Genomic DNA, 15,692 nt, shown 5'->3' on the forward strand with positions numbered 1-15,692 from the left:
TGTAATACGCTGATTCTAAACAACGGACGCTCACATGAACATGCCTGATCCCCAAGCTATCGCTGCCACCTGGATGTCCCAGTTCACCGACCCGACGGTGTGGCAGGGCTGGACGACGTTTCCACCGATGATGCCGAACATGGTGTCGCCGATGGTGCCACAGATGATGCCCGCGGCCGGCGGCGCCAATCCGCTGGCCGGCCTCTTCAAGGATGTCGGGGTCGGCATTGCGCCGGCGAAGCTGGAGACGATCCGTGACGACTATCTCAAGAAGGCCGGCCAGCTGTGGCAGGACTTTGTTACCGGCAAGACGCCGGCCCTGCACGACAAGCGCTTCTCCGGTTCGGCCTGGAGCGGGAACCCGATGTCGGCGTTCTCGGCAGCCTCCTACCTGCTGAACTCGGAATTCCTGCTGGCGCTGGCCGACGCGGTCGAGGCCGGCCCGAAGGAGCGCCAGAAGATCCGTTTCGCGGTGCAGCAGATGGTCGACGCCATGTCGCCGGCCAACTTCTTCGCCACCAACCCGGAAGCGCAGCATCACATGCTCGAGACCAAGGGCGAAAGCCTGACCAAGGGCCTGGCCAACATGCTGGCGGACCTCCAGAAGGGCCGCATCTCTCAGACCGACGAGTCCGCCTTCGAGGTCGGCCGCAACGTCGGCACGGCCCCGGGCCAGGTCGTGTTCGAGAACGAGCTGTTCCAGCTGATCCAGTACAGCCCGGCCACGCCGACCGTCAAGGCCGTGCCGCTCCTGATGATCCCGCCCTGCATCAACAAGTTCTACATCCTCGACCTGCAGCCGGAAAATTCCCTGGTGCGCTACGTGGTGGAGCAGGGCAATACCGTGTTCATGGTCTCGTGGCGCAACCCGGACCGCACGCTCGGCAACCTGTCCTGGGACGATTACGTGGAAACCGGCGCCATCAAGGCGATCGAAGTCGTGCGCGACATTACCAGGCAGGACAAGACCCACGTGTTCGGCTTCTGCGTCGGCGGCACCATCGCGGCAAGCGCACTGGCGGTGCTGGCGGCGCGCGGCCAGCAGCCGGCGGCCAGCCTGTCGCTGCTCACCACGCTGCTCGACTTCGACAACACCGGGATCCTCGAAGTGTTCGTCGACGAAGCCCAGGTGGCCCTGCGCGAGCAATCGCTCGGCAACGGCGGCTTGATGCCGGGCCGCGACCTGGCCACCACCTTCTCGGCCCTGCGTCCGAACGACCTGGTGTGGAACTACGTCCAGCAGAACTACCTGAAGGGCAAGGAGCCGCCGGCCTTCGACCTGCTGTACTGGAATGCGGACAGCACCAACCTGCCGGGCCCGATGTTCTGCTGGTACCTGCGCAACACTTACCTGGAAAACAAGCTCAAGGTGCCGGGCGCGCTCACCGTCTGCGGCGTGCCGGTGGACCTCGGTGCGATCGATGCGCCGGTCTTCATCTACGGCTCGAAGGAAGACCACATCGTGCCGTGGGAAGCGGCGTTCGCCTCGATGAACCTGCTCAATCCGAAGAACCCGAAGGCCAACCGCTACGTGCTGGGTGCATCCGGCCACATCGCCGGCGTGATCAACCCGGCCTCGAAGAACAAGCGCAGCTACTGGGTGAATGACAAGAACGGCAAGTCGCGCCCGAAGACGGCGGCCGACTGGTTCGCCGGCGCCACCGAAAACAAGGGCAGCTGGTGGCCTGAATGGGCGAAGTTCCTGGCGCAGAACGGCGGCGCCGACGTGCCGGCGCCGAGCGCGTTCGGCAACGAGCGTTACCAAGCGACCGAGCCGGCGCCCGGGCGTTACGTGAAGGCGCGCGCCGACTAAGACGTGGCGTGGCCGGCGGAGCCGGCCACGCTGCCAATGCTATTCGCTGTACATATCAAAATCATCACGTAAGTGAGCAGTCTAATAATTGCTGCACCTGCGCGCAGGTCGTGGTATGGTGTGCCTTGTCCGTCCCGTTGGGCAATATCCTTGTTAAACGGAACGGCCCCGGGGCCGGTTTTTTTGGTAAGCAATCAAAAAATGGCGCGCGATTGACCCTGCCGCAGCGCACAACGATGAGACAAGAGATGAGTAGTGTGAAGAAGAGTGCCGAACGCCTGATCAAGAAGTATCCGAACCGTCGCCTGTACGACACCCAGACCAGTTCCTACATCACCTTGACCGACGTGAAGCAATTGGTGCTCGACGCCGACGAGTTCACCGTCGTCGACGCCAAGACCAACGAAGACCTGACCCGCAGCATCCTGCTCCAGATCATCCTGGAAGAGGAGGCCAACGGCATCCCCATGTTCTCGAGCTCGGTGCTGTCCCAGATCATCCGCTACTACGGCCACGCCATGCAGGGCATGATGGGTTCTTACCTGGAAAAGAACGTGCAGGCGTTCACCGACATCCAGAACAAGTTCACCAGTAACGCCGCCGGCGCGCTGGAAGGCAAGCCCTTCAGCCCGGAAATGTGGACCCAGTTCATGAACGTCCAGGGCCCGATGATGCAGGGCATGATGAACAACTACATCGACCAGTCGAAGAACCTGTTCCTGCAGATGCAGGAGCAGATGCAGAACCAGAGCAAGGCCATGTTCGGCGCCTTTCCGTTCCCCGGCATGACGCCGCCGACCGACAAGAAGTAAGCGGCCGCAGCAAGCCTGGTCGCGCTTTTGCGACATCCCCCGCCCCGCGCATCCGGGCGCGGCAGCCGGCATGCCTCCCTGCCGGCTCCACCGGCTTACTCACCCTCGCCGCTTCGGGTACAATCGCGGATTGCCCAGATTTCTTGTGTCGTCCGCCCATGACTGAACTCCGTCGTATCCCCGCTGTTGCCACCGACCCTGCCGCTGCCGTCGCCGCGCCTGCCGCCCCCTCGCTCGTGATCCCGAGCCCGGCGCCCGGCGTCGCCGCGCCGAAGGTGGGCTTCGTGTCGCTCGGCTGCCCCAAGGCGCTGGTCGATTCCGAGCAGATCCTGACCCAACTGCGCGCCGAGGGTTACCAGACCGCCAAGTCCTACGACGGCGCCGACCTCGTCATCGTCAACACCTGCGGCTTCATCGACGCCGCGGTGCAGGAGTCGCTCGATGCGATCGGCGAGGCGCTGGCCGAGAACGGCAAGGTCATCGTCACCGGTTGCCTGGGCGCGAAGAAGGACGCCGCGGGCGACGACATCATCACCAAGGTGCATCCGAAGGTGCTGGCCGTGACCGGCCCGCACGCGGTTGCCGAAGTCATGGAGTCGGTGCACCTGCACCTGCCCAAGCCGCACGACCCGTTCATCGACCTGGTGCCGGACCATGGCGTCAAGCTCACGCCCAAGCATTACGCCTACCTGAAGATCTCGGAAGGCTGCAACCACCGCTGCAGCTTCTGCATCATCCCGTCGATGCGCGGCGACCTGGTGTCGCGCCCGATCCACGAAGTGCTGCAGGAAGCCGAGAACCTGTTCAAGGCCGGCGTCAAGGAACTGCTGGTGATCTCGCAGGACACCAGCGCCTACGGCGTGGACGTCAAGTTCCGCACCGGCTTCTGGAACGGCCGCCCGGTCAAGACCCACATGACCCAGCTGACCGAAGAGCTGGGCAAACTGGCGAAGCAGTACGGCGCCTGGGTGCGCATGCACTACGTCTACCCGTACCCGCACGTCGACCAGGTGATCCCCTTGATGAGCGACGGCCACGTGCTGCCTTACCTCGACATCCCGATGCAGCACGCGCATCCGGATGTCCTCAAGCGCATGAAGCGCCCGGCCAGCGGCGAGAAGAACCTCGAGCGCATCCAGGCCTGGCGCCGGATGAACCCTCAGCTCACCATCCGTTCCACCTTCATCGCCGGCTTCCCGGGCGAGACCGAGGCCGAATTCGAATACCTGCTGGACTTCCTGCGCGAGGCGCAGATCGACCGCCTGGGCTGCTTCGCCTACTCGCCGGTCGAAGGCGCGACCGCCAACCTGCTTGACAATCCGGTGCCGGAAGAAGTGCGCGAGGAGCGCCGTGCCCGCGTGATGCTGCTGCAGGAAGAAATCTCGCTCCAGCGCATGCAGGCCAAGGTCGGCAAGACGATGCGCGTGCTGGTCGACGAAGTCGGTCCGCGCGAGGCTGTGGGGCGCACCGCCGCCGACGCGCCGGAAATCGACGGCGTGGTCCATATCAAGCGCGCGCTTGCCCCGGGCAAGGCCAAGCCGGCCGTGGGCCAGTTCATCGACGTGGTGATCACCAAGGCCGATGCCCACGACCTGTGGGCCACGGTGGCCTGAGGCCGGACAGAACCAGCCTCGCGCAGCGGGAGCACACGATGAACAAGAAGACGATCCAGACTTCCCTGATCCACAGCGACTACGAAGCGCCCGGCGGCTTCGACGCTTTCCCGCCGGGCATTCACCGCGCCTCGACCGTCCTGTTCGAGAACGTGGCCGCGATGCGCGCGGGGCAATGGAAGGACAAGAGCGCCTACACCTACGGCCTGCACGGCACGCCCACCACCTTCACGCTGGAGGCGCGCCTGGCCGGGATCGAGGGCGGCAGCCACTGCCTGCTCGCCCCTTCCGGCCTGTCGGCGATCGCGATGATCAACTTCGCGTTCCTGGCAAGCGGCGACGATGTGCTGCTGCCGGAGAACGTCTACAACCCGAACCGCGAACTGGGCCGCTGGCTGTCGCAGGATTTCGGCGTGACGGCGCGCTTCTACGATCCGATGATCGGCGCCGGCATCGCGGCGCTGATCCAGCCCAACACAAGGCTCATCTGGACCGAGGCGCCGGGTTCGGTGTCGATGGAAGTGCCGGACCTGCCCGCCATCTGCGGCGCGGCGAAGGAGAAGGGCGTGCCGGTCGCGCTCGACAACACCTGGTCGGCCGGGCTGGCGCTGCGCGGCTTCGATGCGGGCGCCGACATCGTCATGCATGCCTTGACCAAGTACCAGTCGGGCGGAGCGGACCTCTTGATGGGCGCCGTCATCACGCGCGAACGCGCGCTCAACGAGCGCCTGGCGCAGGCGCACATGCGGCTCGGCCTGGGTGTCGGCGCCGACGACGCCTACCTGGTGATGCGCGGCCTGCCGACCATGAAGCTGCGCTTCGAAGCGCACGACCTCGGTGCGCGCAAGGTCGCGGCCTGGCTGAAAGGCCGGCCGGAAATCGCAAAGGTGCTGCACCCGGCATTCGAGGACTGCCCCGGACACGCGCATTGGAAGCGCGACTTCAGCGGCGCGGGCGGGCTGTTCTCGGTGCTGTTCGACCCGCGCCACACCGAAGATCAGACCGACCGCTTCGTCGATTCCCTGGAACTGTTCGGTCTCGGCTACAGCTGGGGTGGTCCGAACAGCCTGGTCATGCCGTACCGGATGGGGGCGATCCGCAGCCGGTGGATGGAAGAGGGCGTGCTGGTGCGCTTCAACATCGGGTTGGAAAGCCCCGACGACCTTATCGCCGACATCGAACAGGCGATCGCCAGGCTCTGACCGGCATCCGGGACCGTACCGGGCGGTGCTGGTCGGGGTGCAGGATGCGGCCGGGACGGGCCAGTTGATGGGCTTAACGGAAGCAGGCGCCGGGAGGCGCCGCTTGCCGATGCACAGAGAAGGGAGGCTCGCGTTCGGGCGAACCTCCCTTTCACATCACGCCGGACCGGGTCAGACCGGCATCGGCTTGTTGCTGTTCAGGTCGAGGAAGCCGCGGATGATGCGGTAGGCCATCCACAGCCAGGCCACGCCCCAGATCACCATGGCGATCGGGATCCCGATCAGGGTCACCCATATCACCCCGCCCAGGATCATCCAGAACAGGTACCACCAGAACGAGCGGATCATCCAGGTGTGGTGCGAATAAACGATCGTTCCGTGCGTGTCCGGACGCTTCACGTAGTTCACGATCAGCACCAGGATCGACAGCGTGCCGACCGAGAAGAAGAAGGTGAGCGCGTGCACCACGTACAGGATGCGCGCGAACTGCTTGGCACCCTCGACGTTCTGGTCTAAAACGAGTTGCTGGGACATGACGTCCTCCTGGTCGTTGTTCAGTTGCTTGAATGGTAACCTATCCGCGCTGCGCCTGGCGCGCATGGGACTGCGCCCAGGCTACGATGTCGCTGGCCCCCATCGCGCCGGCCTGGCGCGCGATTTCGCTGCCGCCCTGGAACAGGGCGATGGTCGGGATGCTGCGAATGCCGAACCGTGCCGATAAATCCTGGCTGCGCTCGGTGTCCACCTTCAGCAGGCGCACCGCGGGCTCCAGTTGCATGGCGGCCTGCGCGAAATGCGGCGCCATCATCTTGCAGGGGCCGCACCAGTCGGCCCAGAAATCGACCAGCACCGGAATGTCGTTGCGCGCGACGTGCCTCGTGAACCGCGCGCTGTCGACGTCGAGCGGCCGGCCTGAGAACAGGGCCTGCGCACACTTGCCGCACACCGGGGCGTCGCGCAGGCGGGCCGGGGCCAGCCGGTTGACGGCGTCGCATTGCGGGCAGACGACATGGATCGCTTCGCTCATCGGGTCCTCCTTCTACGAAATGCCATGATTGTAAGCCCTTCATTGTAAGCACTCCACCGGACGGATGCAGAAGCCGGTGCCAGCCATGCGCCGCCGGCCGCGGGCATTCCGTAGAATCAGGGCATTGCCAGATTGACCATTCCTGCGAAACGATGACCGACAACGCGATGTCCCCCGGCCGGCTGCTGGTCGGGTGTGCGGGCTGGAGCGTCCCGAAAGCCGATGCCGCTGCCTTTCCAGTCGAGGGCAGCCACCTCGAGCGTTATGCCGCCGTCTTCCCGGCGGTGGAAATCAACTCGTCCTTCTACCGGCCGCACCGCCCGGCCACCTATGCCAAGTGGGCCGCCAGCGTGCCCGAGGGCTTTCGCTTCGCGGTCAAGGTGCCGCGCGCGATCACCCACGATGCCCGCATGGAATCGGTCGATACCCTGGTGGCCCAGTTCGCGGCCGAAGCGGGCCAGCTTGGCGACAAGCTCGGCGCGCTGCTGGTGCAGTTGCCGCCCAAGTTCGGTTTCGTCGACGAGCCCGCGCGGCGCCTGTTCGGCCAGCTGCACGAACTGTTCGGCTGCGTGGTGGCGTTCGAGGCGCGCCACCCGAGCTGGTTCTCGGACGCCGCCACCGAATTGCTGCGCGAGAGCAGCGTGGTGCGCGTCATCGCCGATCCGGCCGCCGGCCAGCCGGGTCCGCACGTGCCGACCAGCGAGCAGTCCGTGTACGTGCGCCTGCACGGCAGCCCCCGCATCTACTATTCGCGCTACTCGCCCGCGTACGTGGAATCGGTGCGGCGCGTGCTTGCACGCCAGGTGGCCGCCGGCCGCACGTGCTGGTGCATTTTCGATAATACCGCAGGGTTCGAGGCGGTGCCGAACGCACTGGAGTTGATGCACGGACAATATGCGCAGCCGCCCGACGAAACTGCAATACTGTCTGCACCATGGTAACCGCTACCTTCCGCTTCTACGATGGGCTGAACGAATTCCTGCCGCGCGGGCGGCGCGGGCGCGATTTCACCACGTCCTGCGCCCGCGACGCGACCACCAAGCACATGATCGAAGCGCTCGGCGTACCCCACACCGAGGTCGAGCTGGTACTGGTCAACGGTGAATCCAGCGGTTTCGGCCGCCTGCTGGCGCAGGGCGACCGCGTGGCCGTGTATCCGGCCTTCGGTACGCTGGACGTGCAGGCCGTGCAGCGCCTGCGCAGCTGGCCGCAGGGGCGCCTGCGCTTCGTGGCCGATGCCCACCTCGGGGGGCTGGCGCGGCTGCTGCGCATGGCCGGCTACGACACGCTGTACGACAACCACTACCATGACGACGACATCGAGCGGGTGGCGCGCGAAGAAGGGCGCGTGCTGCTCACGCGCGACCGCGACCTGCTCAAGCGCAGGACGGTCGAGTTCGGCTGCTACCTCCACGCGCTCGACCCGGCTGCCCAGTTGCGCGAGCTGTTCGCCCGACTCGGCCTGGCGCCCGGCGTGCAGGCCTTCACCCTGTGCCTGCACTGCAACCTGACGTTGCGGGCCGTTCCCAAGGAAGCGGTGCTCGACCGGCTGCCACCGATGGTCGCGGCCACGCACGAGACATTCACGACCTGCGACGGCTGCCGCCGGGTGTACTGGAAGGGTTCGCATCACGAACGCATGCGCGGCCTGCTGGAGGGCGTGGCGGCGCGGGCCGCTGATGTAGAATTGCCCCGGACCCCAGACACCACATCATGACAGCGTGAGCGAACACCTTCCGCCGTTTTCCTTCCCCATCCGCACCGAGTGCCCGCCGGGCGCCTGCGTGTGCGAGCGTGACCGCGTGCTGGGCGACCCGCAGGCCGACCATCGCCCGCTCGCCCTGACGCGCCTGCAGGAACAGAAGCTCATCGAGCGGATCGAACGCGTCGACAGTTACGAGGACCTGCGCCACGTGCAGGCCCTGGTGCGCAAGAACCTGGGCGCCGAACTGCGCATCGAACCGGGCCCGAACGAAGTGCGCACGGTGCGGGGCATCATCGTGGTGCTGGAAGAAAAGCCGGGGCTGTGCAAGAAAGTGCGGCAGTCGGTGCCCGCGGCGGTACGGCGCCGCCTGGGCGAACGTCCCGAAATCGCCTACGCGCTGCTCGACGCGCATGACCTGTTCGGTTCGGGACCGGCGGGATGACGGGCAGGCCGGATCGCGGGCGCACGGCGGGCAGGCGTGTTGCACGTGTTTCTCTTGGCTCTTATACAATGCATTCAAGGCGGCAGCAGCCGTTTGCCATTTGCACACCAGGAGAACAAACAATGTCGGGCTACAGCATCAACATCGAAGAAAAAACCCTTGCCGGTAATAACTTTCGCGAAGTCCTTTACACCACCCAGCGCAGCCAGCTCGTCATCATGACGCTGCAGCCGGGCGAGGAGATCGGCGTCGAGCGCCACGAAGGCCATGACCAGTTCATCCGGGTCGAAGCGGGCGAAGGCGTGGCCCTGCTGGACGGCGAAGAGCACAAGCTGGAAGACGGCGTCGCCGTCGTGATCCCTGCCGGGGCCGAGCACAACGTGATCAATACCTCGAAGACCGAACCGATGCGCCTGTACACCCTGTACACCCCGCCGGAGCACCCGGACGGCACCGTCCACGCCGACAAGGCCGAAGCGGACGAGTACGAGCGCCAGCACGGTCACTGATCGTCCAGCGTCAGCGACCGCATGAAAAAGGCCGGCATTTGCCGGCCTCGTCATATCAGCGGTAGTGGAACGGGAAACGCGTCCCGATGTGCCCGCCCCATCCACGGTGGTGCCCCCAGCCGCGGCCGAAGTTGAAGCCGAGACCGATGGAGACCGGCGGATAGTAGTAGCGCGGCTGGTACACCGGCTGCGGGACGTAGACAGGATGCGGCACGGGTTGCGGCACGTATACGGGCTGCGGCACATAGACCGGCTGCTGCTGCACGACCACCGGCGCCGTGCTGTAGGTGGTGGTGCCGGTTTCGCCGTTGGCGGCGGCGCGGGCGCCGGTGCCCACCGGCACCGGCGTCACCGACACCACTTGCCACTGGCCCGGGTCGGCCGGCTGGCCATAGCTACGGCTGCCGTAGTAGTCCTGGCCGGGTGTGGCGCAACCGGTCAGGGCGGCCAGCGCGGTCAGCGACGCGGTAACAATGATGAGTTTTTTCATGGCGGTCCTCCTGATGCTGCCATGATAAAAAATCCCACATACAGTTGCCGTTGCTATTACAGCTGGTTACATCCTCGTCGCAGGTGACCGCAATGCGGTGCCGGTCAGGTCATCATCGAGACCAGCCTCGACAAGGGCACAGCCGCGGCCAAGGCCTGGTAACCGGCATCGTTCGGATGCAGATAGTCTCCAAGTCGTCCGTCGGGCTTGCGGTTGTAGTCCGGATGCAGGCGTCCGGGATTCGCCGGATCGCGCAGCACTCTGTCCCAGTCGATCAGCATGTCGAATTCGTTCGAGGACCGCAACCAGCCGTTCGTGGCCTGCCGCACCGCTTCGCGCTGCGCCGTGTAGTAGACGAATCCTTCCATCGGCGGCAGGGTCGCCCCCACTATCCTGACGCCGCGCGCCCGCGCCCGGGAGATCAGCTGGCGGTAGCCGGCGATCAGGTCCTGCTGCATTCGCGACAGCGCGGTACCGGATGCGTACACGATGTCGTTGATGCCGATGGCCACAATGACTGCACGCACCCCCGGTGTGGCCAGCACGTCGCGGTCGAAGCGCTCCACGACGCGACGCCCGGCCAAAAGGGCATTCGGGTCGTCCAGCAGCAAGCGGTTGCCTGCGATGCCGCGGTTCACCACGCCGATGCGTCCCACCGTGCCGAGTTCCGACGGCAGGCGACGCGCCAGGTAATCGGGCCAGCGCCGGTTCGCGTTCGCCGTGCTGCCCAAGCCGTCCGTGAGTGAATCGCCGATGGCGACGATGCACCGCGTGCTGCCGTCGACGTCTACCTCGGTGAGGAAGGGCCAGGAGCCGAACGAGCGCGACACGGGAAACGAGGTATGTGCCGCGAAATTGCCCGCGCTGGAGACATAGTTCGTCTGCCACGAATCCCTGTGAATCGTGGTCGCCATGACGGTGCCGGGGAAAAACAGGCTGATTGCCAGGTCGGCGAATGGGGCGACCTGCAGGTACACCGGATCGGACAGGATTGCCACACCGGCTGGAATGGTGATCGACGTGCGGCCGCCGAAGGTCAGCGGATGATTCGAGCCAGCCACGACAGCGACGCCACTGCTGCGCAGGCCGACCTGCGCTGCGCCGATGGCCAGGGACGTGTTGCCCATTTCGTTGGACAGCCGCACACGCACCCGGTTACCGCCGGTACTGGCATGCGCGATCATGCGCAGCGTCTGCCCGCTGAAACTCATCGTGCTGGCGGAGGGCGGGGGGCCTGCCGGCGCGCAGCCCCAGGTCGCGGACCAGCCGGACGACGACTGCGCCAGCACCGGCTGCGCGATCCCCCCGAGGGTGCCGGCCAATGCTGGAGCAGCAAGCAACAATCGTCGCCGCTGCCGGTTGATATCCAGGTGTTCGGTAGTTGGAGTGTCGGGTAGCTGGGCGTCGTCGGCTTGCATTTTGCTCTCCCTTGCGGCACTGGATTGGCCGCAGAACGCCATTACGATAGCCCAGCAATTCGCGCACAACAAAGACTAGTACGCGAAAGCTTGCGCTAGATCGTGGCTTGCCCGCAGTAATTATGGTGGAGAATTACTCCAGGATACGGAGAACCCCATCAAGACCGGAGAAGTTGAGCGCCACCGACGCCTGGGCACGCACCACCGGCTTGGCCCGGAAGGCCACCGACAGGCCGGCAATACCCATCATCTTCAGGTCGTTGGCGCCGTCGCCCATGACGATGGCCCGGCGCGGATCGATGCCGAGTTCGCCGCACACGCGCTGCACGGTACGCATCTTTTCCTCGGCATCGACGATGCCGCCGAGCACGCGGCCGGTGAGCTTGCCATCAAGCACCTCGAGCACGTTGGCGTGCGTGAAGTCCAGCCCGAGGCGTTCCTTCAGGCGGTCGGTGAAGAAGGTGAAGCCGCCGGATACCAGCAGCGTCTTCAGGCCGGCAGCCTGCACCGCGCGCAGCATCGTTTCGCCGCCCATCGAGATGCGCAGGCGCTCGTCGTAGACGCGTTGCAGGCTTGCCGCGTCCAGCCCCTCGAGCAGGGCCACGCGGCGCGTGAGGCTGGCGGCAAAATCGAGCTCGCCGCGCATCGCCGCTTCGGTGATCTCGGCCACCTGGGGCTTGAGGCCCTGCATGTCCGCGATCTCGTCGATGCATTCGATGGTGATCAGTGTCGAATCCATGTCCATCGCCACCAGGCCGAAATCGGCCAGCGTGCGGCCGGCCTCGATGAAGCAGGCGTCCACCCCGGCCTCGAAGGCGGCGGCGTCGATGCGCTCTTTCAGCCCGGCGGAAAAGGGTACGCCTTCGCAGCGCAGCGCGTGGTCGCCGAGCGCAGCGGTGCGCGCCGGCTGCGCCAGTTGCGCGATGCGTTCGAGCGTGTCGAGGGAGGCTTGCGGCCCCTGGAGCACCAGGTTCATGGTCATAAAAGGATGGGCTCTAGGCGAGCAGTTGTTTGATGGTCTGTTTTACCTGCGTCACGCGCGCCGCGAGGTCGGGCATGCTGGCGGTGATGCGCAGCTTGTCCTGGCCGGCGAGCTTGATGTGGCGGTTCTTCTGGATCAGGGTGATGATCCTGATCGGGTCGATCGGCGGCTTCTCGATGAACTGCAGGTTGGCCGCTTCGCCGTGGGCGTCGATCTTGACGATGCCGACCGACTTCGCCGCGATGCGCAGGCGGTGGGTCTCGATCAGCGCCTTCACCGGGTCCGGCAGCTTGCCGAAGCGGTCGATCAGCTCTTCCTGCATGGCGTCGATCTTGTCCTGGCTCTCGCAGTTGGCCAGGCGCTTGTAGATCGACAGGCGCTCGTGCACGTCGCCGCAGTAGTCCGAGGGCAGCAGGGCCGGCACGTGCAGGTTGATCTCGGTGGTGCTCGACAAGGGCGCCGCCAGGTCGGGCTCCTTGCCCGCCTTGAGCGAGCGCACCGCCTCGTTGAGCATGTCGGAATACAGCTGGAAGCCCACTTCCAGCATCTCGCCGGACTGGTTTTCGCCCAGCACCTCGCCGGCGCCGCGGATCTCGAGGTCGTGCATGGCCAGGTAGAAGCCGCTGCCCAGTTCCTCCATCGCCTGGATCGCGTCGAGCCGGCGCTGCGCCTGTTTCGTCAGCCCGGTCACGTCGTTCACCAGGAGGTAGGCATAGGCCTGGTGGTGCGAACGGCCGACGCGGCCGCGCAGCTGGTGCAGCTGGGCCAGGCCGAAGCGGTCGGCGCGGTGCATGATGATGGTGTTCGCGGTCGGCACGTCGATGCCGGTCTCGATGATGGTCGTGCACAGCAGGATGTTGAAGCGCTGCTGGACGAAGTCGCGCATGACCTTTTCCAGGTCGCGCTCGTGCATCTGGCCGTGGGCCACGCCGATGCGCGCTTCCGGCAGGAGCGCCGAGAGCATCGCGCGGCGGTTCTCGATGGTCTCGACCTCGTTGTGCAGGAAGTAGATCTGGCCGCCGCGCTTCAGTTCGCGCAGGCAGGCTTCGCGAATGATGGAACCGTCCTCGCTGCGGACAAAGGTCTTGATCGCCAGGCGCTTCTGCGGCGCGGTGGCGATGATCGAGAAGTCGCGCAGGCCCTCCAGCGCCATGCCGAGGGTGCGCGGGATCGGCGTCGCGGTCAGCGTCAGCACGTCGACCTCGGCGCGCAGGGCCTTCAGCGCTTCCTTCTGGCGCACGCCGAAGCGGTGTTCCTCGTCGATGATGACCAGGCCCAGGCGGGTGAACTTCACGTCCGGCGAGAGCAGCTTATGGGTGCCGATCACGATGTCGAGCGTGCCGTCGGCCATGCCCTTGATCGCATTGTTTATTTCTTTTCCTGTCCTGAAGCGCGACAGCTCGGCGATTCTGACCGGCCAGTCGGCGAAACGGTCGGCGAAGGTCTGCGCATGCTGCTCGGCCAGCAGGGTGGTCGGCGCCAGGATCGCCACCTGCTTGCCGCCCATGACGGCGATGAAGGCGGCGCGCAGCGCCACCTCGGTCTTGCCGAAGCCGACGTCGCCGCACACCAGGCGGTCCATCGGACGGCCCGAGGTCATGTCCTTGATGACGTTGTTGATCGCTTCCGCCTGGTCCGGGGTCTCGTCGAAGCCGAAGCTGGCGGCGAAGTTCTCGTAGTCGGTTGCGGAATACTCGAAGGCGTGGCCCTGGCGCGCGGCGCGGCGCGCGTACAGGTTGAGCAGCTCGGCCGCGGTGTCGCGCACCTGCTCGGCGGCCTTGCGCTTGGCCTTGTCCCACTGGCCCGAGCCGAGGGCGTGCAGCGGCGCGTCCTCGGGGGAGGCGCCGGAGTAGCGCGAGATGACGTGCAGCTGCGAGACCGGCACATACAGCTTCGTCTCTTTCGCGTATTCCAGGTGCAGGAACTCGGTCTCGCCTTCGCCCAGGTCCATGCTCATCAGGCCCATGTAGCGCCCGATGCCGTGGTTGATGTGGACCACCGGGTCGCCGACCTTCAATTCCGACAGGTCGCGCACCATCGACTCGACCTGGCTGGTCGCTTCCTGCTTCTTCTTGCCGGCACGCCTGCCCGAACCCGCATACAGCTCGGTCTCGGTGATGAAGACCAGGCGGTTGACCCCTTCCTCGGTCAGTTCGCTCAGTTCGAACCCTGCCTGCAGCGGCGCCACGCCCAGCGCCAGTTTCGCACTGGTCGCGCGCAGGCCCTCGAAGCCCTCGACCGGGGCCGGTTCGAGGCGGTACTCGTGGAAGTATTGCTGGAGCGTCTCGCGCCGGCCGGCCGAATCGGCGCAGATCATGACGCGCGCGTCCTGGCGCAGGAGGTAGGCGCGCAGGTTGGCGAGCGGGTCGTCCAGGCGGCGGTTGACCGAGATGTCGGGAATCGGCGCGCTCAGTTCGGATGCGGGCGCGCCCGGGTCGCGCGCGATGGTCCAGCGTCCGTGCGGCTTGGCGCAGGTGAAGAATTGCTCGGCGCTCAGGAACAGTTCACGGGGCTCGAGGATGGGGCGCTCGCGGTCGCTCTTGAGGAACTTGTAACGCGACTCGGTATCGAGCCAGAAGCGCTGGATGGCCGCTTCGATGTCGCCCACCAGCGCCAGCGGCGTTCCTTGCGGCAGGTAGTCGAACAGGTTGGCCGTGTCTTCGAAGAACAGCGGCAGGTAGTATTCGATGCCGGCCGAGGCGATGCCGTTGCCGATGTCGCGGTAGATCGGCGAGCGCGAGGGGTCGCCCTCGAAGCGCTCGCGCCAACGGCCGCGGAAGGCGGTGCGCGCCGCCTCGTCCATCGGGAATTCTCGGCCCGGCAGCAGGCGCACCTCCTTGACCGGGTACAGCGAACGCTGGGTGTCGGCGTCGAACGTGCGGATCGATTCGATCTCGTCGCCGAACAGGTCGAGGCGATAAGGCAGGGCCGAACCCATCGGGAACAGGTCGATCAGGCCGCCGCGCACCGAATATTCGCCCGGCGACATCACCTGCGAAACATGCGAGTAACCGGCCAGGGTCAACTGGGCCTTGAGCTTGCCTTCGTCCAGGCGTTCGCCCTGGCGGAAGAAGAAGGTGTAGGCCGCCAGGAAGGACGGCGGCGCCAGGCGCAGCAGCGCGGTGGTGGCCGGCACGACCAGCACGTCGCACTGGCCGTTGCGGATTTCGTGCAGCGTGGCCAGCCGTTCCGACACCAGGTCCTGGTGCGGCGAGAACGCGTCGTAGGGCAGGGTTTCCCAGTCCGGCAGCAGGTGGCACGACAGTTTGTTGTCCGCGAACCAGGGAATCTCGTCGAGCAGGCGCTGGCCGTCGCTGGCGTTGGCCACGACGACGGTGAGCATCTGCTGGTTCGCCTTGAGCGTCAGTGCGGCCGTGGCCAGTGCATAGGCGTCGGACGAGCCGTGCAGGCTCGGCAGGGCAAATCGGGTACCTGGCTTAGGAAGGTTTTTCTTGAGATCGAAGGGCATGCAGCGTTGGATGACATTCGCGGGATGGGTTGTTCATTATAGACGAACGGCGCGCCAGGCTGCTGCCGGCCAAACTTCGGACGCGTTGGCGACGGCCCTGTGCTCTGCCAGAAGGTGGAAGATGTGGTGTGTTTACAATTTATCTACTTTCTGTAACGATAAGATTGTTTTTCAATAATCTCGATATAACGATTCCAACAGGGAGACGAG

The 15,692-nt window shown here is 65.6% G+C and carries 14 protein-coding genes; 8 read left to right on the forward strand and 6 right to left on the reverse strand.

Going from position 1 to position 15,692, the window contains the following annotated elements; all coding sequences use genetic code 11:
- Window positions 1-34: 34 nt before the first annotated feature.
- From phaC to ACFFJK_RS07545, 4 genes are all read left to right on the forward strand, one after another.
- Window positions 35-1,813 carry a class I poly(R)-hydroxyalkanoic acid synthase gene (gene phaC, locus ACFFJK_RS07530; RefSeq protein ID WP_379678564.1) on the forward strand — a complete coding sequence of 593 codons (1,779 nt, stop codon included), beginning with the start codon at window positions 35-37 and terminating at the stop codon, window positions 1,811-1,813.
- Window positions 1,814-2,061: 248 nt separating this feature from the next.
- Window positions 2,062-2,625 (forward strand): polyhydroxyalkanoate synthesis repressor PhaR, encoded by a 564-nt coding sequence (gene phaR, locus ACFFJK_RS07535; RefSeq protein WP_379678565.1) that lies wholly within the window; start codon window positions 2,062-2,064, stop codon window positions 2,623-2,625.
- Between the two features lie 158 nt (window positions 2,626-2,783).
- Window positions 2,784-4,238 (forward strand): 30S ribosomal protein S12 methylthiotransferase RimO, encoded by a 1,455-nt coding sequence (gene rimO, locus ACFFJK_RS07540; protein ID WP_379678566.1) that lies wholly within the window; start codon window positions 2,784-2,786, stop codon window positions 4,236-4,238.
- Window positions 4,239-4,276: 38 nt separating this feature from the next.
- The gene (locus ACFFJK_RS07545; protein WP_379678567.1) at window positions 4,277-5,440 is read left to right on the forward strand and encodes a cystathionine beta-lyase; all 1,164 of its coding nucleotides are present in this window, start codon (window positions 4,277-4,279) and stop codon (window positions 5,438-5,440) included.
- 171 nt (window positions 5,441-5,611) lie between these two features.
- Here the strand turns inward: ACFFJK_RS07545 and ACFFJK_RS07550 are convergent, their stop codons facing one another.
- Both ACFFJK_RS07550 and trxC read right to left on the reverse strand, forming a co-directional pair.
- On the reverse strand, window positions 5,612-5,974 hold the full coding sequence (locus tag ACFFJK_RS07550) for a DUF4870 family protein (RefSeq protein WP_379678568.1): 363 nt from the start codon (window positions 5,972-5,974) through the stop codon (window positions 5,612-5,614).
- A 40-nt stretch (window positions 5,975-6,014) separates the two neighbouring features.
- Window positions 6,015-6,467, reverse strand: coding sequence for a thioredoxin TrxC (gene trxC, locus ACFFJK_RS07555; RefSeq protein ID WP_379678569.1), 453 nt, complete (start codon window positions 6,465-6,467; stop codon window positions 6,015-6,017).
- A 152-nt stretch (window positions 6,468-6,619) separates the two neighbouring features.
- Here trxC and ACFFJK_RS07560 point away from each other — a divergent pair, with 152 nt between their 5' ends.
- From ACFFJK_RS07560 to ACFFJK_RS07575, 4 genes are all read left to right on the forward strand, one after another.
- Window positions 6,620-7,408, forward strand: coding sequence for a DUF72 domain-containing protein (locus ACFFJK_RS07560; protein WP_379678570.1), 789 nt, complete (start codon window positions 6,620-6,622; stop codon window positions 7,406-7,408).
- Window positions 7,402-8,184 (forward strand): Mut7-C RNAse domain-containing protein, encoded by a 783-nt coding sequence (locus ACFFJK_RS07565; RefSeq protein WP_379678571.1) that lies wholly within the window; start codon window positions 7,402-7,404, stop codon window positions 8,182-8,184. Before ACFFJK_RS07560 ends, ACFFJK_RS07565 begins: the two co-directional genes overlap by 7 nt.
- Before the next feature lie 4 nt (window positions 8,185-8,188).
- Window positions 8,189-8,614 (forward strand): hypothetical protein, encoded by a 426-nt coding sequence (locus ACFFJK_RS07570; protein ID WP_379678573.1) that lies wholly within the window; start codon window positions 8,189-8,191, stop codon window positions 8,612-8,614.
- A gap of 122 nt (window positions 8,615-8,736) precedes the next feature.
- On the forward strand, window positions 8,737-9,123 hold the full coding sequence (locus ACFFJK_RS07575) for a cupin domain-containing protein (protein WP_379678575.1): 387 nt from the start codon (window positions 8,737-8,739) through the stop codon (window positions 9,121-9,123).
- A gap of 55 nt (window positions 9,124-9,178) precedes the next feature.
- Here ACFFJK_RS07575 and ACFFJK_RS07580 read toward each other — a convergent pair whose 3' ends face one another.
- The 4 genes from ACFFJK_RS07580 to mfd all read right to left on the reverse strand — a co-directional run bounded on the left by ACFFJK_RS07580 (window position 9,179) and on the right by mfd (window position 15,482).
- A complete protein-coding gene (locus ACFFJK_RS07580; RefSeq protein WP_379678576.1) occupies window positions 9,179-9,613 on the reverse strand; it encodes a hypothetical protein in 435 nt (144 codons plus the stop codon).
- A gap of 104 nt (window positions 9,614-9,717) precedes the next feature.
- Window positions 9,718-11,031, reverse strand: a complete 1,314-nt coding sequence (locus ACFFJK_RS07585; RefSeq protein ID WP_379678577.1) for an SGNH/GDSL hydrolase family protein — start codon at window positions 11,029-11,031, stop codon at window positions 9,718-9,720.
- A 133-nt stretch (window positions 11,032-11,164) separates the two neighbouring features.
- The gene (gene serB / locus ACFFJK_RS07590; RefSeq protein WP_379678578.1) at window positions 11,165-12,007 is read right to left on the reverse strand and encodes a phosphoserine phosphatase SerB; all 843 of its coding nucleotides are present in this window, start codon (window positions 12,005-12,007) and stop codon (window positions 11,165-11,167) included.
- A 19-nt stretch (window positions 12,008-12,026) separates the two neighbouring features.
- Window positions 12,027-15,482 carry a transcription-repair coupling factor gene (gene mfd, locus ACFFJK_RS07595; RefSeq protein WP_379678579.1) on the reverse strand — a complete coding sequence of 1,152 codons (3,456 nt, stop codon included), beginning with the start codon at window positions 15,480-15,482 and terminating at the stop codon, window positions 12,027-12,029.
- Between the last annotated feature and the right edge of the window lie 210 nt (window positions 15,483-15,692).

Source organism: Massilia consociata (assembly GCF_042432755.1).
Classification (GTDB): Bacteria; Pseudomonadota; Gammaproteobacteria; order Burkholderiales; family Burkholderiaceae_D; genus Telluria; species Telluria consociata.